The organism is Maribacter sp. 1_2014MBL_MicDiv, from assembly GCF_001865655.1.
Taxonomy (GTDB): Bacteria; Bacteroidota; Bacteroidia; order Flavobacteriales; family Flavobacteriaceae; genus Maribacter; species Maribacter dokdonensis.
The window spans coordinates 2,591,181-2,613,901 of sequence record NZ_CP011318.1 but is presented as its reverse complement, the minus strand read 5'-3'; the positions used below and the strand labels follow the sequence as shown (position 1 = coordinate 2,613,901).

General features: G+C 35.8%; 22 protein-coding genes and 1 tRNA gene. 9 read left to right on the top strand and 14 right to left on the bottom strand.

What is annotated here, in order from left to right; translation table 11 throughout:
* Positions 1-18: 18 nt before the first annotated feature.
* On the bottom strand, positions 19-1,890 hold the full coding sequence (locus YQ22_RS10940; RefSeq protein WP_071341238.1) for a M61 family metallopeptidase: 1,872 nt from the start codon (positions 1,888-1,890) through the stop codon (positions 19-21).
* Positions 1,891-2,042: 152 nt separating this feature from the next.
* On the opposite strand from YQ22_RS10940, the gene pyrH reads away from it, so the two are divergent.
* From pyrH to YQ22_RS10910, 6 genes are all read left to right on the top strand, one after another.
* Positions 2,043-2,750 carry a UMP kinase gene (pyrH, locus tag YQ22_RS10935; RefSeq protein ID WP_058103970.1) on the top strand — a complete coding sequence of 236 codons (708 nt, stop codon included), beginning with the start codon at positions 2,043-2,045 and terminating at the stop codon, positions 2,748-2,750.
* 45 nt (positions 2,751-2,795) lie between these two features.
* Complete coding sequence (gene frr / locus YQ22_RS10930; protein WP_058103971.1) at positions 2,796-3,350, top strand: ribosome recycling factor; 555 nt, start codon at positions 2,796-2,798, stop codon at positions 3,348-3,350.
* 130 nt (positions 3,351-3,480) lie between these two features.
* Positions 3,481-5,868 (top strand): efflux RND transporter permease subunit, encoded by a 2,388-nt coding sequence (locus YQ22_RS10925; protein WP_071341237.1) that lies wholly within the window; start codon positions 3,481-3,483, stop codon positions 5,866-5,868.
* 97 nt (positions 5,869-5,965) lie between these two features.
* Positions 5,966-7,399, top strand: coding sequence for an asparagine--tRNA ligase (gene asnS, locus YQ22_RS10920; RefSeq protein ID WP_071341236.1), 1,434 nt, complete (start codon positions 5,966-5,968; stop codon positions 7,397-7,399).
* 38 nt (positions 7,400-7,437) lie between these two features.
* Positions 7,438-8,895: an RNA polymerase factor sigma-54 gene (rpoN, locus tag YQ22_RS10915; protein ID WP_071341235.1), complete on the top strand. Its 1,458-nt coding sequence runs from the start codon at positions 7,438-7,440 to the stop codon at positions 8,893-8,895.
* Positions 8,895-9,500: a hypothetical protein gene (locus YQ22_RS10910; protein WP_058103975.1), complete on the top strand. Its 606-nt coding sequence runs from the start codon at positions 8,895-8,897 to the stop codon at positions 9,498-9,500. Before rpoN ends, YQ22_RS10910 begins: the two co-directional genes overlap by 1 nt.
* Here the strand turns inward: YQ22_RS10910 and YQ22_RS10905 are convergent.
* The 8 genes from YQ22_RS10905 to YQ22_RS10870 form a co-directional block, all read right to left on the bottom strand.
* Complete coding sequence (locus YQ22_RS10905; RefSeq protein WP_071341234.1) at positions 9,495-10,163, bottom strand: porin family protein; 669 nt, start codon at positions 10,161-10,163, stop codon at positions 9,495-9,497. The genes YQ22_RS10910 and YQ22_RS10905 overlap by 6 nt on opposite strands.
* A 77-nt stretch (positions 10,164-10,240) precedes the next feature.
* Entirely contained in the window at positions 10,241-10,723 is a 483-nt protein-coding gene (locus YQ22_RS10900) for an ExbD/TolR family protein (protein ID WP_058103977.1), read from the bottom strand.
* A gap of 23 nt (positions 10,724-10,746) precedes the next feature.
* Positions 10,747-11,352, bottom strand: a complete 606-nt coding sequence (locus YQ22_RS10895) for an ExbD/TolR family protein (RefSeq protein WP_058103978.1) — start codon at positions 11,350-11,352, stop codon at positions 10,747-10,749.
* Between the two features lie 13 nt (positions 11,353-11,365).
* Positions 11,366-11,797, bottom strand: coding sequence for a hypothetical protein (locus tag YQ22_RS10890; protein WP_071341233.1), 432 nt, complete (start codon positions 11,795-11,797; stop codon positions 11,366-11,368).
* 25 nt (positions 11,798-11,822) lie between these two features.
* Positions 11,823-12,572, bottom strand: a complete 750-nt coding sequence (locus YQ22_RS10885; protein WP_058103980.1) for a MotA/TolQ/ExbB proton channel family protein — start codon at positions 12,570-12,572, stop codon at positions 11,823-11,825.
* A 77-nt stretch (positions 12,573-12,649) separates the two neighbouring features.
* Positions 12,650-12,737: transfer RNA gene (locus YQ22_RS10880), tRNA-Ser, on the bottom strand.
* A 71-nt stretch (positions 12,738-12,808) separates the two neighbouring features.
* Complete coding sequence (locus YQ22_RS10875) at positions 12,809-13,834, bottom strand: asparaginase (RefSeq protein ID WP_058103981.1); 1,026 nt, start codon at positions 13,832-13,834, stop codon at positions 12,809-12,811.
* 28 nt (positions 13,835-13,862) lie between these two features.
* Positions 13,863-14,630, bottom strand: a complete 768-nt coding sequence (locus YQ22_RS10870; RefSeq protein WP_071341232.1) for a TatD family hydrolase — start codon at positions 14,628-14,630, stop codon at positions 13,863-13,865.
* A gap of 37 nt (positions 14,631-14,667) precedes the next feature.
* On the opposite strand from YQ22_RS10870, the gene YQ22_RS10865 reads away from it, so the two are divergent.
* Positions 14,668-15,117: a retropepsin-like aspartic protease gene (locus YQ22_RS10865; protein WP_058103983.1), complete on the top strand. Its 450-nt coding sequence runs from the start codon at positions 14,668-14,670 to the stop codon at positions 15,115-15,117.
* A gap of 40 nt (positions 15,118-15,157) precedes the next feature.
* On the opposite strand, the gene odhB is transcribed toward YQ22_RS10865, so the two are convergent.
* Positions 15,158-16,378, bottom strand: a complete 1,221-nt coding sequence (gene odhB / locus YQ22_RS10860; RefSeq protein WP_071341231.1) for a 2-oxoglutarate dehydrogenase complex dihydrolipoyllysine-residue succinyltransferase — start codon at positions 16,376-16,378, stop codon at positions 15,158-15,160.
* Positions 16,379-16,403: 25 nt separating this feature from the next.
* A complete protein-coding gene (locus tag YQ22_RS10855; protein WP_071341230.1) occupies positions 16,404-19,199 on the bottom strand; it encodes a 2-oxoglutarate dehydrogenase E1 component in 2,796 nt (931 codons plus the stop codon).
* Positions 19,200-19,316: 117 nt separating this feature from the next.
* Between YQ22_RS10855 and YQ22_RS10850 the strand changes: the two genes are divergently transcribed.
* Entirely contained in the window at positions 19,317-19,832 is a 516-nt protein-coding gene (locus YQ22_RS10850) for an alpha-ketoglutarate decarboxylase (RefSeq protein WP_071342565.1), read from the top strand.
* Positions 19,833-19,866: 34 nt separating this feature from the next.
* Positions 19,867-20,970, top strand: coding sequence for an acyltransferase family protein (locus tag YQ22_RS10845; protein WP_071341229.1), 1,104 nt, complete (start codon positions 19,867-19,869; stop codon positions 20,968-20,970).
* Between the two features lie 13 nt (positions 20,971-20,983).
* Here YQ22_RS10845 and YQ22_RS19110 read toward each other — a convergent pair whose 3' ends face one another.
* The 3 genes from YQ22_RS19110 to YQ22_RS10835 are packed head-to-tail and all read right to left on the bottom strand — an operon-like array spanning position 20,984 to position 22,650.
* Positions 20,984-21,121 carry a hypothetical protein gene (locus tag YQ22_RS19110; RefSeq protein WP_156894560.1) on the bottom strand — a complete coding sequence of 46 codons (138 nt, stop codon included), beginning with the start codon at positions 21,119-21,121 and terminating at the stop codon, positions 20,984-20,986.
* Positions 21,122-21,145: 24 nt separating this feature from the next.
* Positions 21,146-21,337 (bottom strand): hypothetical protein, encoded by a 192-nt coding sequence (locus tag YQ22_RS18945; RefSeq protein WP_083414237.1) that lies wholly within the window; start codon positions 21,335-21,337, stop codon positions 21,146-21,148.
* A gap of 41 nt (positions 21,338-21,378) precedes the next feature.
* Positions 21,379-22,650: a metal-dependent hydrolase family protein gene (locus YQ22_RS10835; RefSeq protein ID WP_071341228.1), complete on the bottom strand. Its 1,272-nt coding sequence runs from the start codon at positions 22,648-22,650 to the stop codon at positions 21,379-21,381.
* Positions 22,651-22,721 lie beyond the last annotated feature (71 nt).

Sequence of the window (22,721 nt, the reverse complement as noted above, 5' to 3'; positions counted from 1 at the left end):
CAGCATCATTATTAAACCTTAGTTTTTTAACCAAGCCTTACGTAAGTCTATAATTTTCTGGTCTACATTTTCCAAAGGAACAATCTTCTTTACCTTTTTAACCGGTTGCCCTACCTTACCTTCAACCGAAACCAATTCACCATCTCTTTCTACAGTCATACTTACTACAGTTTCTGGCGTCCAACTAAAACTTTCCCCAATAATTGGTCTAAGCGACTCAAGATTAATCTCCTGTCCGTTTATCACCTTAAAAATATCACCTCCCTGTAGTTTTAAATCATCAAAGAAAGAATTCAACTCTATATTCTCACGTATAAAAACAACACTATCATTTTGCACATCAACATCCATATAAGGCACTTGCCCATCAAAAAAGTAACCTGTAGGCTCTTCAACATCTTTTGTAGCTAAACCTACCTTTGAAAAATAAACATCATAATCTATAGGCGTATCTCCAATAACATGTTCCTTAAAAAAAGTATCCACCTCCGGATAGGTCATCTGAACAATCTCACCGAATAAAACTTCATCTTCAAAAGGCACATCCGTACCATACTTTTTAGACAGCTCTTTCATCAACCAAAGCATACTCTTTTCGCCGCTGCTCTTTTCTCTTAATATAATATCTAAACACATATTTATTAAAGCACCTTTCTCATATACGTTAGCGTAATTGGGCTCATAAGGTTGCTCTAAAATATTCTTGCTCATTTCAGTGAAAGACATGCTATCATCATAAAATTTAGAGTTGGTAATTTTACCCAACATGCGCTCATAAAAATCCTCTTCAGAAATTAAACCTTGCTGTACCTGAAATAAATTGGCAAAATACTCCGTAGTACCTTCGTACATCCATAAATGTTGTGACATTTTTGGGTCATTAAAATCAAAATATTGTATTTCTTTAGAATGAACGGACAATGGTGTTACAATATGAAAGAATTCGTGCGAAACCACATCTACCATAGCTTGCTCCAAACGACCAATATCCATAGCTTCAGGTAAAACTACCACGGTAGAAGTATGATGCTCCAAAGCTCCAAAACCATGAGCATCGGGCTTATTTACATCAGACAAATACAAAAGAATATTATACTCCTTAGTACTATCTACATCACCAAGAAACTTCTTCTGAGCCTCCATCATTTTTAACATTCTATTCTTTAAATCAGAAGCCTTGTACACGTTATTTGGTGAAAACAAACTCAATGTTACCGTTATACCATTAATTTCAAAACTTTCAGTATTAGGTTTAGCGTACATTATAGGGTTGTCAATGACTTCAAAATACCTATTGGCAAGAAACGCGTCCCAAAGTGGATCAGGCTTACGGTCAATTTGATCAGAAAGGGTTGTTGTTGCAATTAAGTCCGCTGGCTTTTTAATATGAATAGCATAAGGAACCTCTTTAAACCCATCAAAATAGCCTACAAAACCATGTAGGTTCAGCATAAAATTACTGTCTTTCTCAATATTTGTACCTGCCGGGGAAAATACTGCATCAACCACTTCATTTTCCGTATCATAGGTATCATTTACCCAGTAACGTACTTTATCAAGCTGTGTTCCATTAGAAATGCTCCAAGAATTTTCATCAAGCTTAACAAACTGCAATGGTTTACCTTTATAATCCAAAGCCTCAAAATCCTGCAAATACTGCCCGTAGTTATCGCTACTATATGTACCTGGCACCGTTTTAGGAATTCTAAAAATAACCGTTGAAGAAGCAAAAGCACCAGGATCTACAATCACCTGCACCCTATCTTCTACCACATTGACCAAATCTATTGAAGTAAGAACAGGGCTTTTCTCAATAGCTGCCAATTGCTTACCGGCTCCACAAGCATATAATAAAAGAGCACTTGAAATAATTAATAAGGATTTTTTCATAAAATATTCAATTGTTAATTTTTAAAATAATGATATATCAAAGATAGAGAATAAGTAACCATAGTATCTTGATACCTATCTTTCACCAGAATAAAATATTGAACACGCCCATCAAAAATTTTCATTATTTTTGATGGCAAATTAAAACTAGAATGCACTACAAACGAATTCTTCTAAAATTAAGCGGTGAAGCCTTAATGGGTGAAAAGCAATATGGAATAGATTCTAACCGCCTAAATGAATATGCGGAAGAGATAAAAGAGGTAGTTGAAAAAGGAATTGAAGTTGCCATTGTTATTGGTGGCGGTAACATTTTTAGAGGCCTTACAGGTGCAGCCACAGGTATGGATCGCGTACAAGGGGACCACATGGGCATGCTGGCTACCGTAATCAACGGATTAGCTTTACAAAGCGCTTTAGAAATGAGTGGTGTACAGACCAGATTGCAAACTGCTATAAAAATTAATGAAGTAGCCGAGCCTTTCATTAGAAGACGTGCCATGAGGCATTTAGAAAAAGGTAGAGTTGTAATTTTTGGCGGCGGCACAGGTAACCCATATTTTACAACAGATTCTGCTGCAGTTCTTAGAGCTATTGAAATAGAAGCAGATGTTATCTTAAAAGGTACAAGAGTAGATGGTATATATACTGCCGACCCAGAAAAAGATAAAAGTGCCACAAAATTTGACACTATTTCTTTTCAAGATGTACTTACAAAAGGACTAAAAGTAATGGACACGACTGCCTTTACCCTAAGTCAAGAGAACGAACTACCAATCGTAGTTTTTGATATGAACAAAAAAGGAAACCTATTGAAAATTGTTGACGGGCAAACCATTGGTACCACGGTCAACCTATAATTTTTGGTACAATTAATGTTATTGCGATAGTAATACACTTATTATATGAACGAGGAAATACAATTTGTTTTAGACGCTACAAAAGAAGGTATGGAAGCTGCCATAGCGCATCTAGAACGTGAATTTTTAAAAATTAGAGCAGGTAAAGCCAGTCCTACCATGTTATCTTCTGTATTGGTAGATTATTATGGCTCACAAACTCCACTAGCTCAAGTAGCCAATATCAACACGCCAGATGGTAGAACAATTTCTGTTCAACCATGGGAGAAAGGTATGCTTCAAGAAATTGAAAAAGCCATAATGAATGCAAATTTAGGCTTTAATCCTATGAATAATGGCGACATGATCATCATCAACGTACCGCCTTTAACAGAGGAGCGTAGAATACAGTTGACCAAGCAGGCTAAAGCTGAAGCAGAACATGCAAAAGTAGGAGTTAGAAGTGCAAGACAAGATGCGAACAAAGAAATAAAGGATTTGGATATTTCTGAAGACCTTCAAAAAAACGCAACCGCAGATGTACAAGATCTAACCGATGCATTCACTAAAAAGATTGATGATTTCTTGAGCAAAAAAGAGGCTGAAATCATGAAAGTTTAAAGTTTTTCCAAAATATAGGATCACAAAGCTACTTTAATAGGGTAGCTTTTTTTATTTGTATAAAATTTAAACTTTTCAATATAGGAACAATTGTAGCTAATAGTTACCTTTGCCACCTGCAAAAACAGTTATGGTAGCGAAACTTACGAAAGGATTTTGGCCTAAAACGGCAAACATAATTCTACGCAACAGAATCCTAATTTTACTATTGATTACCGGTTTTACCATTTTCATGGGCTGGCAATGGCAATACATGCGATTTTCTAGCTCACAAACCAACCTTTTACCAGATGATCACCCGGTTAACATACAATACCAGGATTTTTTAAGCAAATTTGGCGAAGAAGGTAATGCTGTTGTTTTTGCCATACGGGATAGTGCTTTGTTTGAACCTACTAATTTTAACCGTTGGAATAGGCTCAGCAAACAACTTGCCGCTTTTCCAGAAGTTGAATTCGTTATATCAACCGACAACTTAAAAGAGTTAGTTAAAAATAACGACAAGCAAGAATTTGAAATGTTGCCGTTAATCAACGGCGAATTAAAGACCAAAAAAGAAATAGATAGTATAACAGATCATCTTTTTAATGATCTACCTTTCTATGAAAATCTACTATTTAACAAGGAGAGCAAGACAATACGTACCATTGTCAATTTAGATAAGGATATAGTTAACACCACTGTTAGAAAAGATTTTATTCTACAGGACATCAACACCTTGGTTCGTAATTTTGAAAAGGAAACCAATCTCGATGTTCATATTTCCGGTATGCCCTATGTGAGGACCATGAACTCACAAAACATCATAGATGAAATAGGAAAGTTTATTTTGGCAGCGCTAGGCGTTACCTCCTTAATTTTCTTCTTTTTCTTTAGAAGCGTTAGAGCCACTTTCATTTCAATGTGTGTAGTTATCATTGGGGTAATGTGGGCTTTTGGTTTTCTAGGACTTTTACAATATGAAATTACGGTACTTACCGCCCTTATTCCCCCACTAATTATTGTAATAGGTATACCAAACTGTATATTCTTGATTAACAAATATCAACAAGAGGTTAAAAAACATGGTAACCAAGCACTTTCATTACAACGTGTAATCTCCAAAATAGGAAATGCTACGTTAATGACAAATATTACCACTGCTTCTGGTTTTGCTACTTTTATCATAACCGATAGTACTCTTTTAAAAGAATTTGGTATTGTAGCTTCTATCAACATCATTGGAATTTTCATTTTATCGCTTTTGATTATTCCTATAGTGTACAGTTTTATGCCATTACCAAAAACAAAGCATTTAAAACACTTGAACAAAAAATGGATAGATGCATTTGTTAATTGGATGGAACGCATCGTAAGACATAGAAGAATTACGGTTTATATAGTTTCTATATCACTATTGGTCTTAAGCATAATTGGTATTTACCAAATAAGAATCTCTGGCAGTCCTATAGAAGACATGCCTAAAAATGCAGAATTCTTTCATGATATAAGATTCTTTGAGAAAGAGTTTAAAGGAATAATGCCTGTTGAAATCGTAGTGGACACCAAAACTCCAAAAGGTGTTTTAAAGCCCGCTACACTTAAGCGTATGAATCAACTTGGAGAAGTAATCGATGAAATACCAGAACTTTCTTCTCCCGTTTCGGTAGTAAATTTGGTAAAATATTCCAAACAGGCCTTTTACAACGGCATACCAAAATACTATCAATTACCTACAAGTCAAGAAAACACTTTTATAATGGACGTTGCCCGTAAATCATCTGACAATGGTAATCTATTGGAGTCATTTGTGGATAGTACGGGACAAACCGCTAGAATAACTACATTCATGCGCGATGTAAACACAAGCCGTATGGAAGAAATAGAGCAACGTTTACTTGAGAATATCACTAAGATTTTTCCGGTAGAACGTTATAATGTTTATATGACCGGTAGCGCACTTTTATTCCTAAAAGGAACTAAATATTTGGTAAAAAACCTGATCATGTCGCTTGCTCTTGCCATTGCGTTGATTGCTTTATTTATGGCTTACTTGTTCCGTTCTTTCAGAATGATCGTTATATCACTGATCCCTAATCTTTTACCTCTAGTAATTACGGCGGGTATTATGGGATTTGTAGGCGTACCTATTAAGCCGTCTACAATTTTGGTATTTAGTATTGCATTTGGTATTTCTGTAGATGATACCATTCACTTTCTAGCCAAATACAGGCAAGAACTTACAGCGAATAAATGGCGTATTGAAAAATCGGTTTACAATGCACTTCGAGAAACAGGTGTTAGTATGTTTTACACATCAATTGTATTATTTTTCGGTTTTTCAGTATTTGTAATTTCCAATTTTGGGGGTACCGTAGCCTTGGGGTCATTAGTATCTGCCACCTTATTACTTGCAATGTTGGCTAATTTAATTTTACTACCCTCGTTATTGTTATCGCTGGAAAAGAGTATAGCTAACAAACAGACACTTAAAAAACCACAAATAGATATCTTGCCTCAAGAAGAAAACAACAATTGATCAATTTTCATTTTAAGGCAAAGTTTATATAACGGTATAGTCTCTTTATTTTTTAACAAAATCCTATCTTTGGAACTTTAATTTTCAATTCAACATCATGCGTTTAGTCACAATAAAAGAACTACTTTCAAGTAAAAACCTATTACAGGAAATAACCGTTAAGGGGTGGGTACGAACATTTAGAAGCAACAGATTTATTGCTTTGAACGATGGTTCAACTTTAGGTACAATTCAATGTGTAGTTGATTTTGAAAATTTTGATGAAGAATTATTGAAGAAAGTGAATACTGGTGCCGCCCTAAAAATATCAGGAACATTGGTAGAAAGCCAAGGTAGAGGGCAGTCTGTTGAAATCCAGGTTAGCCAATTAGAAGTACTTGGTATAGCTGATCCAGATGAATACCCAATTCAGCCCAAAAAACATTCACTGGAATTTTTAAGGGAGAAAGCTCACTTAAGAATTAGAACCAATACCTTTTCTGCCATAATGCGCGTAAGGTCAACCTTATCTTTTGCCATTCATAATTACTTTAGGGAAAACGGATTTAATTATTTTCATGCACCTATAATTACAGGGTCAGATGCGGAAGGTGCTGGGGAAATGTTTCGTGTAACTACCTTAGATGATAAAAACCCACCGCTAACAGAAGAAGGTGATGTAAATTATAAAGAAGATTTCTTCGGAAAAGAAACCAATTTGACCGTATCAGGCCAATTAGAGGCAGAAGCATATGCCATGGCCCTAGGTAAAGTTTACACTTTTGGTCCCACTTTTAGGGCAGAAAATTCAAACACCTCAAGACACTTAGCCGAATTTTGGATGATTGAACCAGAAATGGCGTTCTTTGACCTTGATGCAAATATGGATCTTGCCGAAGACTTCATCAAAAATGTTATATCCTATACGTTGACCCATTGCCAAGAAGACCTTGAGTTTTTGGAGAAAAGATTGTTGGACGAAGAAAAGAGCAAACCACAAGCCCAACGTAGTGATATGGCCTTGATCGAGAAATTAAAGTTTGTTGTAGGCAATAATTTTAAAAGGGTTAGCTATACCGAAGCAATTGAAATTCTTAAGAATTGTAAACCGAACAAAAAGAAGCAATTTACCTATCCAATTGAAGAATGGGGTACAGATTTACAAAGTGAGCATGAGCGCTACTTGGTAGAAAAACACTTTAAGTGTCCAGTAATTCTTTTTGATTACCCTGCCAAGATAAAAGCCTTTTACATGCGTTTAAATGAAGACGGCAAAACCGTTAGGGCAATGGATATATTATTTCCGGGTATTGGTGAAATCGTAGGAGGGTCTCAACGTGAAGAGCGTTTAGATGTGCTTAAGGAAAAAATAAAAGATTTAGGTATTGACGAAAAAGAACTTTGGTGGTATTTAGATTTAAGAAAATTTGGAACGGCCGAACATAGTGGATTTGGTCTTGGATTTGAAAGATTGGTACTTTTTGCCACAGGCATGGGCAACATTAGAGACGTAATACCGTTTCCTAGAACACCACAGAATGCCGAATTTTAAGCAGATTTGGTTACTTTTACAAGTACTAGAAGAAAGTAATGCTAAAACAACATCTACAATTTAAATTATCCCAAAAATTATCTCCTCAACAGATTCAGTTGATGAAGTTAATTCAGTTGCCTACACAGGCGTTTGAACAACGACTTAAACAAGAATTAGAGGAGAACCCGGCACTAGAGACCGGTAAGGAAGATTTAGATAACGTTGTTGATGAGTATGATGATGTTTATGATGACAATGCCGATAGCGAAACCATCAACACTGAGGACATCAATATAGATGATTACTTAAGTGACGATGAAATCCCGGATTACAGAACCAAAGCTAATAATTACAGTTCTGATGATGAAGAAAAAAGTGTACCCTACGCAGCCGGAATATCCTTCAATCAGCATTTAATAAATCAATTGAATACTGTTTACCTTTCTGATGAAGAATGGAACATCGCAGAGTTTTTAGTAGGTAGTGTAGATGAAAGCGGTTATATAAGAAGACCTATTTCCGATATCATGGACGACTTGGCTTTTACCCAAAATGTTTATACTGACGAAGAAACCATTACCAGAATATTATCTATTGTACAAGAGTTAGACCCACCAGGTGTAGGTGCACGTACTTTAGAGGAGTGTTTAATAATACAGTTAGAGCGAAAAGATGTCACTCCAAGTATTGAACTTGCAACAGAGATCTTAAAAAAGTCTTTTGAACACTTCACAAAGAAACACTATCAAAAATTAATTCAAAAACACAATATCACCGAAACGGAATTGAAGGATGCCATCGGTGAAATAGAAAAATTAAACCCTAAACCAGGTGGATCCTATTCCGGAAATAATAGAATAGTTGAACATGTAGTTCCGGATTTTGCAATAAGAATAACCGAGGGAGAACTAGAGCTTACCCTTAATGGTAGAAATGCTCCAGAATTACATGTGTCTAGAGAATACAGCAATATGCTAAAAGGCTATAAAGAAGCCAAGGACAAATCTAAATCTCAAAAGGACACGGTTATGTTCATAAAGCAGAAATTAGATGCCGCAAAGTGGTTTATAGACGCTATAAGACAACGACAACAAACCCTATTCATCACTATGAACGCCATCATGCAGTATCAAAAAGAATACTTCCTGACTGGAGATGAACGTAATTTAAGACCAATGATCCTTAAGGATATTGCAGATGAAATAGGAATGGATGTTTCTACGGTTTCTAGGGTTGCCAATAGTAAATATGTAGATACTCCTTACGGTACCAAGTTAATTAAAGAATACTTCTCAGAATCTATGAAAAACGAACAAGGAGAAGATGTTTCTACACGGGAAATCAAGAAAATTTTAGAAACGGTTATTCAAAACGAAACCAAAAAGAAACCGCTTACCGATGATAAATTAGCGGCTATTTTAAAAGAAAAAGGTTACCCCATAGCTAGAAGAACCGTTGCCAAGTATAGAGAGCAATTGAATATTCCTGTTGCACGCATGAGAAAAGAAATCTAATGAAGGTTTTTTCACAAGTTATCTCATACTTACTTCATCCCCTATTCATACCCATTGGTGGCACTGTAGCTTACTTCCTCATTACACCTAAGTATACACCAATAGAAATAAAAAGTGCCAGTATACTGCCTATATTTATTCTTACTGTTATAATTCCAGTAGTAACTTATCTGATATTAAAAAATTTAGGTTTAGTAAACTCTATAGAGTTAAGTTCTATTAAAGAACGCAAATATCCACTTTACATTCACGCTAGCATCTTGCTGTTAATCTTATATAAAGTGATTCCCAATAATTATGTAAGCGAGCTATATTTCTATTTCACCGGATTATTAGGAGCTACGATAGCATGTATATTATTACTGTTTTTTAACTTTAAAACAAGTTTACATACCGTTGGTATAAGCGGTCTCTTAATGTACCTTTTGAATTTGAGCATTCACTTTGAAATCAATTTAATATTGGCAATAAGCTTCTTTATATTACTAACAGGTGCAATTATAACAGCGCGTCTTTATTTAAAAGCCCATACAGGTATTGAAGTCATAATGGGTCTACTAATTGGCTTATTATCTCAGTTACTTACCGTACGCTTTTGGCTATAGAATATAGAAGATCAGACCAATACGTAAAGGTCTATATTGCAACACCTCTCCATTAACAGATGCATTGCCATTAAATAGTTCGGTAAGCGCATAATACGCATGTAAATTAAAGGTATTGTACCCAAAACTTAAGGTTAGTCCATACTGAAATTTGGTAAGATCGGTATTCTTAAAACCCTCACTTATATCACCAAGATCATACTTTGACCTAGCACCTAAAATATAAGCGGCCTTGATACCACCATAAATACGCCAGAATTTGTATTCATCTGCGGTGGAATTCCGCCATCTAAATTCCAATGGGAATTCCAAAAGGTGAGTTTCTAACTTACTTCTAGTTATATCATCATTGATACTATAAATAATATCATCGTTTAGAACATCTGCAACCAAGTTTGAATAATAACTGTTTAACGCCAAACCAGCTCCTATCCCTATAGCCTTAGTTCCAGCTTTATTTAAAGGAATATCTTTGATAATACCACCTTGCAGACCATATGATAAATTACGTTGATTAGACCCCTCCGGATGGTTTAAAATGAAATTATACGAAAGACCAACATAGAATTGATCCTCAAAATATCGAGGGTTATCCAATGTATCTAAAACCTCTTGGGCATTAGATTGTATTACCGCCAAGAATAAAACAATACAGAAACGCATAAAGTAAAGTTAATGAAATAAAAAACGCTTCAAATAAATTTGAAGCGTTTTAAAATAAGTAATATTCTACTAACTAACTATTGTAGATTATTGAAAGCATCACCTTCATAGGTAGTATAATTTACCTTTAAAGCATTAACCTTTCTTAACTCTTGTTTAATATCGGATATTAATCCCATACTTGCGTTCTTATCGACTTTAAGTGCCGTGGTCAAAACGTTTTGAAGTTCTTGTGGCTTTTTAGCCCTTTCCATCAAAATGTAATCACCAACTTCAGATGGACTAGATAATTTATCGTTTAATTGAATCTTTGGCTCACTACCAAATAATTTCTCATATTCTTTAGTTGGCTTACCAACATAAATATAAATTACACGATCCTTCTTTTCAAGCTTCTTTACTTCACTAGCGTTAGGAAGTACATTTTCTACTTTCAAAGAACTATCCTTCATCACGGTTACCGTCATAAAGAAAAACAAAAGCATAAATACAATGTCAGGAAGGGAAGCTGTTGATACCGCAGGTACCTCTCCATCTTTTTTCTTTGCAAATTTTGACATAGTGTTACTTTTATTTTAATTAATTAATCACTTGAAGTTTCGGCCTCAGACAATTTCTGTGGAAACAAATCTTGAATCTTCTTTACCTTTTCCTTCAACTCTTCCTTTACATCGTCATCAGTTTCAGGGTTAAGATATTCAGCTTCCATATCAACGAAGTTCTTCTTATATAAACGCTGTGCCTCTCTATTTCTTAGATCGTTGTAAGCTCCTACAAGTTCGTTTTGCACAGTTATGTAAGTACTATACTTTGTTTCACGATCGTTCTTTAAAGAGATAATCGCTTTAGAAGGATTATCCGAAGATTCAGCATTTTTTCTTCCTTGACAATAAGAACATGTTCCATCACCACCATTATCTAAAAAAGCCATGGCTTTTGATCTTAGGTCTTTAAGCTCGATCAACTCATCATCAGCCAATAATTGACCGTTCTTGTTGATATTTACTTGAAAGATGTTCTTTTGTTTAATTACTACATCCGTATCGGGCGGTTCAATTGGTGGAAGCATACGATCCAATCCTGCATCCGTTTCAATAGTAGTTGTTACCAAGAAAAAGATAAGTAAAAGGAAAGCTATATCCGCCATGGAACCGGCACTTACTTCTGGTGCTCCTGCTCTTCTAGCCATAGTATTCTATTTTTTATTTACTAAACATATTTTTAACAGCTGGTATAACCAAAGAAAGTACAGCGATAATAGTTAGAATAAAGAATACATTCAATCCCATTCCAATCTTTTTAATCGTACTCTCATCTTCCATTGCCAAGAATTCAGGATCAACATCCGTTCCACTTGCCAAGACATAAGAAACACCAACTACCAATAAAAAACCTCCTACTACAAACAATGTCTTTTTAAGACCCTGTGGGTTAGAAAATAAGTTTTTTAAAGTAAACACTAAACTAACCACAACAGCAATACCTAACAAAAGGTAAGTAATGATAAACATAGTGTTCATAGCTCCACTTTGAGCAGCTTCAACTGCCGGCATATCTGCACTTGGTAATAAGTACCAAAGCACTGCACTTAATACACCTATAGCAATTAATGCTATTTTAATAATTTTTTGCATAATTTTTAGGTATTAAAAGTGAAACTTATTTTTTGTGATCTACCAACATATCGATCAATGTAATAGAAGAATCTTCCATATCATTAACAATGCTATCAATTTTAGCGATAATATAGTTGTAGAAAATTTGAAGTATAATAGCCGTAATAAGACCGAATACCGTTGTTAATAATGCAACCTGAATATCACCTGCAATAAGAGATGCACTTAAGTTACCAACAGCAGCAATCTTTTGGAAGGCCTGAATCATACCAATTACCGTACCCATGAAACCAAGCATTGGTGCAATTGCAATAAATAAAGACAACCAAGAAACGTTTTTCTCCAATTGACCCATTTGAACACCACCGTAAGCAACAACAGCTTTTTCAGCAGACTCAATGCTCTCACCAGCTCTGTCCAAACCTTGGTAGTAAATAGAAGCAACAGGTCCTTTTGTATTTCTACAAACCTCTTTTGCAGCCTCAACACCACCTGACGCCAATGCATCTTCAACTTGTTGTTTCAACTTGGCAGAATTTGTACTTGCCATGTTCAAATAAATAATTCTTTCAATAGCAACTGCCAAACCAAGGATCAAACATAAAAGAACGATACCCATGAAACCGGCACCACCTGTAATAAACATTTCTTTTAAAACCTGAGTAAATCCTTTTTCCGCTTCAGGAGCTCCTTCTTGAACTAGCAACGCTACTGCTGCTACTTTTGCACTTACAATATTTGTACCTGCTACAAATGCCCCAGCGACTGCTAGGCTTGGGAATAATTTTTTCATTTTTTCAAACTTAAATTAGTTAGTTAATAGGGTTAAAGATAAAAAAAAAACAATATAAAAAAAGTAAAACTTACTTGCAGAGAGGAAGGGATTCGAACCCTCGATACCCTTTTGGGGTATACACACTTTCCAGGCGTGCGCCTTCGACCACTCGGCCACCTCTCTAAGTTACCTTTTTTAAGGGTGGGCAAATAACAAAAAAAATATTAGTTATCGAAATTAAACTACTGTTAAATTTACAGCATTTCTCCACGCAAAGAGGTTTCGAAAACGGTTTTAAACAGGTCATGGGAAACACCACTACCCAATAGATACATAGCCTTGGTTATAGCAGCTTCAGTCGTAATATCCTTACCATTAACCACTTGCATTTTCTTTAATCTTGAACTTGTTTCATAATGCCCCATCATAACCGCACCACCAGAACACTGGGTGACATTAATTATATGAATTCCTTTATTTATTGCATTATTTAATTTCTTTAAAAACCATTCTTCCATTGGAGCATTTCCCGACCCATAAGTTTCCAAAATCAGCGCTTTTAAATTTTTGGCGTTTAAAATTGCGTCGATAATATTTTCATTAATTCCCGGAAAAATTTTTAAAATAGCCACATTGTCATCCATATTTTTATGTGATTTTAACGGCAATTTTCGTTTTTGGGGCAGTAAATATTCTTTAAAAACCGATAAATGCACTCCCGATTCTATTAAATGAGGGTAGTTCAAAGAAGCAAAAGCTTGAAAATGTTCCGCATTTATTTTAGTAGTTCTATTTCCTCTATACAATTTATACTCAAAATACAACCCTACTTCTTGTATTACAGGTTTTCCTTTTTCATACAAAGCTGCAATTTGAATAGCAGTAATAAGATTTTCTTTAGCATCTGTCCTTAAGTCACCAATGGGCAATTGAGATCCTGTTAAAATTACCGGCTTTGAAAGGTTTTCCAACAAAAAACTTAAAGCAGACGCCGTATAACTCATAGTATCACTACCATGTAACACTACAAAACCATCATACTCATGGTATTTATCAGCGATAATATCTGAAATAGCGATCCAATGACCAGGGTTCATATTGGATGAATCTATAGGGTAATCAAACGAAAAGCTTGATATCGTACAATCTAACTGATTAAGTTCTGGTATATTTTTTAGCAATTGCGAGAAATCAAAAGCCTTTAACGCCCCAGATGAATAATCTTTCATCATTCCAATCGTACCACCTGTATAAATCAATAAAATGCTTCTTTTATCCATATTACAACTACCTATTATTCATTCAACTTTAAATACCGAACACTTCTCTAGAATTGTTAGTGGTTACTAACGCAATTTCTTCATTAGAAACCCCGTAAACATCAGCCATTTTCTCCAGTACATTGATGATGTACGCACTTTCATTTCTTTTCCCTCTATATGGAGTTGGCGCCAGATAGGGTGAATCTGTTTCCAGTACAATATGCTTTAATTCTATCTCCTTTAAAAATGTATCTATTTTACCATTCTTAAATGTGACCACACCACCTATACCCAATTTCATATTATACGAAATAGCTTTTTTCGCCTGTTCAAGCGTACCGGTAAAACAATGAAAAATACCTCTTAGTCCATTACCCTTTTCCCCCTCCAATACTTCAAATACCTCATCAAAAGCATCACGACAATGTATGACAATAGACAAATTCTTTCTTTTAGCCAGTTGTATCTGCTTTTTAAAAGCAATTTTCTGCTCTTTTAAATACTTCTTTTCCCAATATAAATCGATGCCAATTTCACCCACTGCATAATAGGTATGTTTTTCAAGCATTTCCTCTACATGTAAGAGCTCTTGCTCAAAATTCTCATTTACATGTGTAGGATGTAATCCCGACATCAAAAACATGCGTCCTGGAAAATCCTTTTCAAGTGCCAACATGCTTTCCGTATAGGAAGAATCTATAGCGGGAATAAAAAACCTTTCCACTCCTAAATCAATTGCTTTCTCAATCGCTTCTTTTCTATCTTCATCAAAAGCCTCACTATATAAATGCGTATGCGTATCTGTTATAATCATGCGGCAAAAATAGGCTTATCTTTGAAAAAAATGAATTATGAGTACCCTCAAAAAATTTTTGAAGGATAAAGATTACGTACGAATTCCCTTAGAGTTAACCGCAACCGATCATTTTGAAATCTATGCCGAAATAAATTCGGTGCCAGGCAGATTTATATTGGACACAGGCGCATCGAATACCTGTATTGGTATGGATAAAATTGAGCATTTTAAATTAATTTCCGAAGAGTCTGTTATAAAAGCTGCCGGTGCCGGTGCCACGAATATGGAAACATTAGTCTCCAAGAGCAACACCATCAATTTAAATTCATGGGAATTTCACAATCTTGAAATTGTACTTTTCGATTTGAAACATGTAAACGAAGCCCTTACCGCACATAATGCAGAGCCGGTAGACGGAATTATAGGTGCCGATATTCTAAAAAAATCAAAAGCAATTATCGACTACGGTAAAAAATGCATCTATTTAAAAAAGAAAAAGCGTTGAGTGACCTCAACGCTTTTAACTTTATTCTAGTTTTAGAAAATTACATTTCCAAAGCTTTCTTAACGTTATTGTCCATCAATATTTCTTCCGGATTTTCTATTGCTTCTTTGATTGCCACCAAGAACCCTACAGATTCTTTACCATCAATAATACGGTGATCATATGACAATGCAACATACATAATTGGTGCAATAGCAATAGCCCCGTCACGTGCAATTGGTCTTTCAACTATATTATGCATACCCAAAATAGCACTTTGCGGTGGGTTGATAATAGGCGTAGATAACATAGAACCAAATACACCACCATTAGTAATAGTAAATGTACCACCTGTCATCTCATCAACGGTAATTTCACCTTCACGAGCTCTGATAGCCAATCTTTTCACTTCTGCCTCTACCCCTCTGAAGGTTAAGTTTTCAGCGTTACGAATAACAGGCACCATTAAACCTTTAGGACCCGATACCGCAATACTGATATCACAGAAATCATAAGAAATCATTTCCTTACCATCAATCATAGAATTTACGGCAGGGTACATTTCCAAAGCTCTCACTACAGCCTTTGTAAAAAATGACATGAAACCTAAACCAACCCCATGTTTGCTTTTGAAATCTTCTTTATACTTATTTCTTAGCTCAAAAATTGCAGACATATCCACTTCATTGAAAGTGGTCAACATTGCTGTTTCATTTTTTGCAGAAACCAATCTTTCGGCAACTTTTCTACGCAACATTGATAGCTTAGACCTAGATTCTCCACGACTACCACCTGTAGGCGATCCCATTGAAGGCACTGCATTTACAGCATCTTCCTTGGTAATTCTGCCATCTCTACCTGAACCGGAAACGGCACTACTATCCACTCCTTTTTCATCTAAGATTTTCTTAGCTGCAGGTGATGGTACACCAGAAGCATAAGTTTCTTTAGCTTGAGCTGGCTGCGGAGCTTTTTCTTTTTTAGGCTCCTCTTTTTTCTCTTCTTTTGGTGCGCTTGCGGTTTTGGCTTCACCATCTGGTTTGGCCGCACCGGTATCAATTAAGCAAACAATGGCACCTACTGCAACAGCATCACCTTCCTCTGCTTTTAAAGTAATTGTACCACTTGCTTCAGCAGGCAATTCTAAAGTAGCTTTATCTGAATCCACTTCTGCAATCGCTTGATCTTTTTCTACATAATCACCATCTTCTACCAACCATTCTGCAATTTCCACCTCTGTGATAGACTCTCCCGGCGATGGGACCTTCATTTCTAGAATCATTCTTTCTATAATTTGATATGTTATTTTATTTTTTTGGTTTGGACATATTGTCCTTCGTTTTATCAAAAACGTAATCTATAACTTGTTGATGACGTGCTTTTGAACGCACAGAACTACCTGCTGCCGGAGCTGCATAAAAACGCCTTGAAGCAACCCTAAAAGTTCTAGCTTCGTCAAAATGCATTAATAAATGGCTCCATGCACCCATATTTCTAGGTTCTTCTTGAGCCCAAACAATATCGTCTGCATTCTTATATTTTGCAATGGCTTCCTTCATTTTCTTTTCCGGAATAGGGAACAATTGTTCAACCCTTACCAGTGCCACATCATCTCTACTATTCTCTTCTTTAACAGCTAAAAGATCATAATAGAACTTACCTGTACAGAATACCAATGATTTTACTTTTTTAGCATCTGCAGTCTCATCATCTATGACCTCTTGGAAACCACCACCTGTTAAATCCGCTATTTTAGACACAGCTTTTGGATGTCTCAACAAACTTTTAGGAGTGAAAATGATCAATGGCTTTCTAAAATTAGCCTTCATTTGTCTACGCAAAATATGGAACATTTGCGCTGGTGTAGTTACATCTGCTATGTACATATTATCTTTTGCACACAATTGCAAGTAACGCTCCATTCTAGCGGAAGAGTGTTCTGCACCTTGACCTTCATAACCATGTGGTAAGAGCATTACCAAACCATTTTGAAGTTTCCACTTATCTTCTGCGGCAGAAATATATTGGTCTATCATAATTTGGGCCCCATTACTGAAATCCCCAAACTGAGCTTCCCATATCGTCAATGTTTTAGGGCTGGCCATGGCATAACCATAATCAAAACCTACAACACCGTATTCCGATAAAAGTGAATTATAAATCTGAAACTTTGCTTGCTTATCAGAAAGCTGGTTCAACAAGATTATTTCTTCCTCGCTCTCTTCAACCTTCATGACGGCATGACGGTGAGAGAAAGTACCACGTTCAACATCCTGTCCGGACATACGCACAGCATAACCTTCCTCTAAAAGAGAACCATATGCCAATAATTCACCCATGGCCCAGTCCAAATTATCCGCTTCAAAATACATATTGTAGCGATCTTTGACTAGTTTTTCTACTTTGCGTAAAAACTTTTTACCCTTTGGCAACGCAGTTATTACTTTGGCAATTTTATCTAATTTGGTCTTGGTGAACTTGGTATTCACCGGGTCCATCATTTCCCATTCACGAACATTTTCAAAACCTTTCCATTCATCTGCCATGAACGGGGTTATTACAGTTTTATCTTCCTTACGTGAATCTTCAAGTTTTTCCTCTAATGAATCTTTATACTGTTTTTCCAATTCAGAAACATAGGTATCGTCAATAACACCTTCTTGAATTAGTCTTTCAGCATAAATATCCCTTGGGTTCTTATGCTTGGAAATAGCTTTGTATAGTTTTGGCTGGGTAAATCTTGGCTCATCACCTTCATTATGCCCATACTTTCTATACCCTAACAAATCTATAAATACATCGCTCTCAAATTGCATCCTATATTCCAATGCAAAAAGTGATGCGTGTACCACAGCCTCGGCATCATCAGCATTAACATGCAATACTGGACTCAAAGTAACTTTGGCTACATCTGTACAATAGGTAGATGTTCTAGCATCTAGATAGTTAGTGGTAAATCCAATTTGATTGTTTACTACAATATGTATAGTACCTCCGGTTTTATAACCATCAAGACCAGCCATTTGGACAACTTCATATACCAAACCTTGACCTGCTATGGCGGCGTCACCATGTACTACAATAGGAAGCACTTTTGAAATATCATCTTGATAGTCCGCATCTTGCTTTGCCCTTGCAATACCTTCAACCACTGCACCTACAGTCTCTAAGTGAGAAGGATTTGGTGCAATGCTCATGTTAATTTTATTTCCGTTATCAGATTTTCTATCTGAAGTCCAGCCTAGGTGATACTTAACATCGCCATCAAAAATCTCCTGCTCATAATCCTTACCATCGAATTCACTAAAAATATCTTTAGCCGATTTTCCGAAAATATTGGTTAGAACATTTAATCTTCCACGGTGTGCCATACCCATAACAAACTGCTTTACGCCCATTTCTGCGGCACGCTCAACAATTACATCTAAGGCAGGTATCAATGATTCATTCCCTTCTAAGGAGAATCTTTTCTGACCCACATATTTTGTATGCAAAAAAGTCTCGAAAGAAATGGCATGATTCAACTTTTTAAGAATATGCTTTTTTCTATCCGGCTCAAAATCAGGATGGTTGTCATTGACATTAATCCAGTCTTGAATCCATTTTACACGCTCTGGTTTTCGAATATACATATACTCAACACCAATAGCATCGCAATAGATACTTTGTAAATGTCTAACAATTTCTTTGAGGGCACTTGGACCTATACCAATTATATCACCTGCATTAAAAACGGTTTCAAGATCAGACGATGAAAGTCCGAAATTTTCTATTTCCAATGAAGGTTCATAATGTCTTCGCTCACGAACCGGGTTTGTTTTCGTAAATAAGTGACCTCTGCTTCTATAACCGTCAATAAGTCTGATTACCTGAAACTCTTTTTGCAAGGATTCTGGCATTTCACTCTTATTACCGTTTACTACAACAGTAGTTCTGTTCTCATCAATTTCAAGTTCATCTAATGAACTTTCCATCCCAAAGTCGAATCCTTGAAAAAAGGCTCTCCAACTTGGTTCTACACTATCCGGATTTACTAAATACTTATCGTATAACTCTGAAAAAAAAGAGGTATGAGCGGTATTCAAAAAGGAATATTTATCCATGAATTACTTTCTGTATCTTTAGAATAAATTTCTAACAAAAATACAACATTTACAATATCTAACGATAGAATGCCAAGTATTATTGAAAAAAATGAAACTTTAAAACAAAATCGCCCTATGAGCTTAAAAAAAATGATATTCATTGGTTTTATCACATTAAATATCACCTTTTCACTGGCCCAAACCACTAGGAACAATTCTGATTTCTGGAATAACGTAAGATTTGGTGGAAGTATTGGATTAGGATTTACAAATAACGGATTCAATGGCTCTATTTCCCCAAGTGCCATTTATCAATTCAATGAGCAATTTGCTTCTGGTGCCAGTTTAAGTTTCAACTATGCCAAATTTGATGAAGACAAATTTCTAGCATACGGCGGGAGTGTTCTTACTCTCTATAACCCTATTCCCCAACTTCAAATGTCCGCAGATTTTGAACAACTTAGGATCAACAGAACAATTGCAACCTCAACTATAGATATTGAAGATAACTACTGGCTACCTGCATTTTTCATAGGTGCGGGTTACAGCACCCGAAACGTTACAATGGGATTGCGATATGATTTATTGTATGACGACAACAAAAGCATATACGGAAATGCACTAATGCCATTTGTACGCGTGTACTTCTAAAAATTACTATCTTACCAATACCAAACCAACCAACATGAATACATTGAAAAAGAGGTATCTTTCATTAGATGTCTTTAGAGGCATGGATGTCGCTTTAATGATCATTGTGAATTCCCCCGGAAATGGCGATACCAGTTTTGGCATTTTAAAACATGCGGTTTGGAACGGATTTACGTTAACGGATCTAGTATTTCCTACTTTCTTATTCGTAGTAGGAAACGCTATGAGCTTTAGCATGAAAAAATACCAAAATGTGGCAAGTTCTGAATTCTTAAAAAAGGTTTTTAAACGTTTTAGCATTATTTTCCTATTAGGGTTTTTAATGTATTGGTTCCCATTTTTTGAGAATGGGAGTTTAAAACCAATAGCAGAAACCAGAATTTTTGGTGTACTGCAGCGCATTGCCCTCTGCTACCTATTTGCATCGATCTTATTACATTATTTCAAGACTAAAACTGTTTTGATCTTTAGCGCCATTGCTCTTATTGGTTATCATATTATCCTAATGGCATTCGGAGATTTATCATTAACCGGGAATGCCGTATTAAAACTTGACAAATTCATTATTGGAGCAGACCATATGTACCACGGAAATGGCGGTGTTGCTTTTGACCCAGAAGGATTATTAAGCACATTGCCTGCCATTGTAAATGTTATAGCCGGATTCTTTACTGGTAAATTCATTCAAAAGAACGGTCAGAATTTTGAGACCATTGCCAAATTGATTATGGTTAGCGGACTTCTCATAATAGCAGGATTTGCATGGGACCTCACATTCCCTTTCAATAAAAAACTATGGTCCAGTTCTTTTGTTTTGCTAACCATTGGAATAGATATTTTTATAATCTCCATTCTTATTTACCTATTAGATATGTCCAAACCTGGAAAATGGACTTATTTCTTTGAAGTATTTGGCAGAAATACACTGTTCATCTACCTATTATCTGAACTTTTTATCATCAGTTTGGCAGAAATATCAATGAAGGGCACAACCGCCTACAACTGGATTGCAGATAACATCTTTATACATATAGCAGGTGATTACTTTGGCTCGTTATTCTTTGCTTTATGGATAATGTTCACTTGCTGGCTAGTAGGTTATATCATGGATAAAAAAGGCATTTATATAAAGGTGTAATCTTGATATCATCTTATTGATACCTGTTACGGTACCACACTTTTTTATATTCCCGTTTTAAAATCAAAAAAGTAATTTGATCAGCTACATCTACAGTATCCGTAATTTGAATATGTTCAAACTCCTTTTCAGGAATATCTATGATATACATAAGATTGAGGTATTCTGCAAAATGCTACATCATTAAGTAATAGACCTTTTCACGAATAAGGGCAATGAAGCTAACGCCATCTATAGTTTTCGTGATTTTCAATGGATTATTGGCAAGAATGAAATCTTTCTCCACTTGTTTAACCAATTTTTCAAAAAGGAAGTCACCTAATGCTATTTGCACCAACTGCTTACTAGTATCAACATTGATTTTCATGCAAAGCTTATTTTCAAGAATTAGCCAAACCTTCTATACCATTATTGTTTATAAACGACCCCTTCTTTCATCACAAAAACTACATCTGTAAGGGTTTCCACATTATTTAAAGGATTTTCATTTACAGCAACAATATCAGCAATATACCCTTCTTTAATTTGTCCTAAATCAGCCTCGCCTAAAAGCATAGCATTGGTTATTGTAGCTGAACGTAATGTCTCAATAACGGGCATACCCGCCTTGTTCATATAAACAAATTCCTTAGCATTATCACCGTGGGGAGACACCCCTGAATCTGTACCAAAGGCTATACTTACCCCTTTCTTATAAGCTTTTGCAAAAGTTTCATTGAGTTTAGGTCCTATTTCCAAGGCTTTCTTAGCCACTACCGGCGGCAAATAGTTAGGTATTTTGGCTAACCTAGCAGCCTCTTGACCGGCAGAAATGGTAGGCACCATAAAAGTATTATGCTTGATCATAAGATCCATAGTTTCCTCAGACATTAATGTACCATGTTCAATAGTTTTAATTCCGCCTAAAATAGCTCTTTGCATACCTTCATCACCATGTGCATGTGCAGCGGTAAGCATACCATAATCTTTTGCAGTATCTGTAATCGCTTTTATTTCTTCAATAGTAAATTGTGGATTTTGACCACTTTTAGCTACACTTAAAACACCCCCGGTTGCGGTAATCTTAATAACATCTGCACCATCTTTATATCGTTGACGAACTGCTTTTCTGCCATCTTCCGGAGAATTGACCACCCCTTCTTTTGGTCCTGGATCACCCATTAATTCTTGACTTCTTCCGTTGGTAGGATCCGCATGTCCACCTGTAGAAGCAAGAGATTTTCCGGCGGTGAAAATTCTTGGACCAACTATTGTTCCTTTATTAATTGCTTTCTTGAGGGCAATGTTCACACCAGAACCACCTAAATCCCTAACTGTTGTAAAACCGGCCATTAAAGTCCGTTTAGCATACACCGTAGATTGAAATGCCACATCAGCTTCGTTCAAGGTAAATGCTTCTAAATATCTAGATGGGCTAGATTCGCTTTCTATATGCACATGCATATCTATAAAACCCGGTAATATGGTCTTGGATTTTAAATCTACCACCATATCCGTATCATTACCCGATACATAACCATTTTTAATCTCCTTGATCCTATTGCTCGATACTATAATTGTCTTTTCAGATAAAATTTTACCAGATTCAACGTCAACAATTTTACCGCATTGTAAGTAAGTGTCCTGTGCATTAGCCAGACCTATAACAAACAGGAACAATACAAATAGAGAATTTTTCATAAGAGGTGGTATTTAAATTAAATAAGGGGAAATATAACCATATTTCCCCTTATTTATATTGATAGTATCGA

Coding starts and splice junctions, on each gene's coding strand:
- YQ22_RS10835 (WP_071341228.1), bottom strand. CDS start 22,650: ATGAAAAATTCTCTATTTGTATTGTTCCTGTTTGTTATAGGTCTGGCT.
- YQ22_RS10910 (WP_058103975.1), top strand. CDS start 8,895: ATGAAGGTTTTTTCACAAGTTATCTCATACTTACTTCATCCCCTATTC.
- YQ22_RS10850 (WP_071342565.1), top strand. CDS start 19,317: ATGAGCTTAAAAAAAATGATATTCATTGGTTTTATCACATTAAATATC.
- YQ22_RS18945 (WP_083414237.1), bottom strand. CDS start 21,337: ATGAAAATCAATGTTGATACTAGTAAGCAGTTGGTGCAAATAGCATTA.
- YQ22_RS10845 (WP_071341229.1), top strand. CDS start 19,867: ATGAATACATTGAAAAAGAGGTATCTTTCATTAGATGTCTTTAGAGGC.
- pyrH (WP_058103970.1), top strand. CDS start 2,043: ATGCACTACAAACGAATTCTTCTAAAATTAAGCGGTGAAGCCTTAATG.
- odhB (WP_071341231.1), bottom strand. CDS start 16,378: ATGATTCTAGAAATGAAGGTCCCATCGCCGGGAGAGTCTATCACAGAG.
- YQ22_RS10925 (WP_071341237.1), top strand. CDS start 3,481: ATGGTAGCGAAACTTACGAAAGGATTTTGGCCTAAAACGGCAAACATA.
- YQ22_RS10940 (WP_071341238.1), bottom strand. CDS start 1,890: ATGAAAAAATCCTTATTAATTATTTCAAGTGCTCTTTTATTATATGCT.
- YQ22_RS10865 (WP_058103983.1), top strand. CDS start 14,668: ATGAGTACCCTCAAAAAATTTTTGAAGGATAAAGATTACGTACGAATT.
- asnS (WP_071341236.1), top strand. CDS start 5,966: ATGCGTTTAGTCACAATAAAAGAACTACTTTCAAGTAAAAACCTATTA.
- YQ22_RS10855 (WP_071341230.1), bottom strand. CDS start 19,199: ATGGATAAATATTCCTTTTTGAATACCGCTCATACCTCTTTTTTTTCA.
- YQ22_RS10890 (WP_071341233.1), bottom strand. CDS start 11,797: ATGCAAAAAATTATTAAAATAGCATTAATTGCTATAGGTGTATTAAGT.
- YQ22_RS10870 (WP_071341232.1), bottom strand. CDS start 14,630: ATGATTATAACAGATACGCATACGCATTTATATAGTGAGGCTTTTGAT.
- YQ22_RS10900 (WP_058103977.1), bottom strand. CDS start 10,723: ATGTCAAAATTTGCAAAGAAAAAAGATGGAGAGGTACCTGCGGTATCA.
- YQ22_RS10875 (WP_058103981.1), bottom strand. CDS start 13,834: ATGGATAAAAGAAGCATTTTATTGATTTATACAGGTGGTACGATTGGA.
- frr (WP_058103971.1), top strand. CDS start 2,796: ATGAACGAGGAAATACAATTTGTTTTAGACGCTACAAAAGAAGGTATG.
- YQ22_RS10905 (WP_071341234.1), bottom strand. CDS start 10,163: ATGCGTTTCTGTATTGTTTTATTCTTGGCGGTAATACAATCTAATGCC.
- YQ22_RS10895 (WP_058103978.1), bottom strand. CDS start 11,352: ATGGCTAGAAGAGCAGGAGCACCAGAAGTAAGTGCCGGTTCCATGGCG.
- YQ22_RS10885 (WP_058103980.1), bottom strand. CDS start 12,572: ATGAAAAAATTATTCCCAAGCCTAGCAGTCGCTGGGGCATTTGTAGCA.
- rpoN (WP_071341235.1), top strand. CDS start 7,438: ATGCTAAAACAACATCTACAATTTAAATTATCCCAAAAATTATCTCCT.
- YQ22_RS19110 (WP_156894560.1), bottom strand. CDS start 21,121: ATGTATATCATAGATATTCCTGAAAAGGAGTTTGAACATATTCAAATT.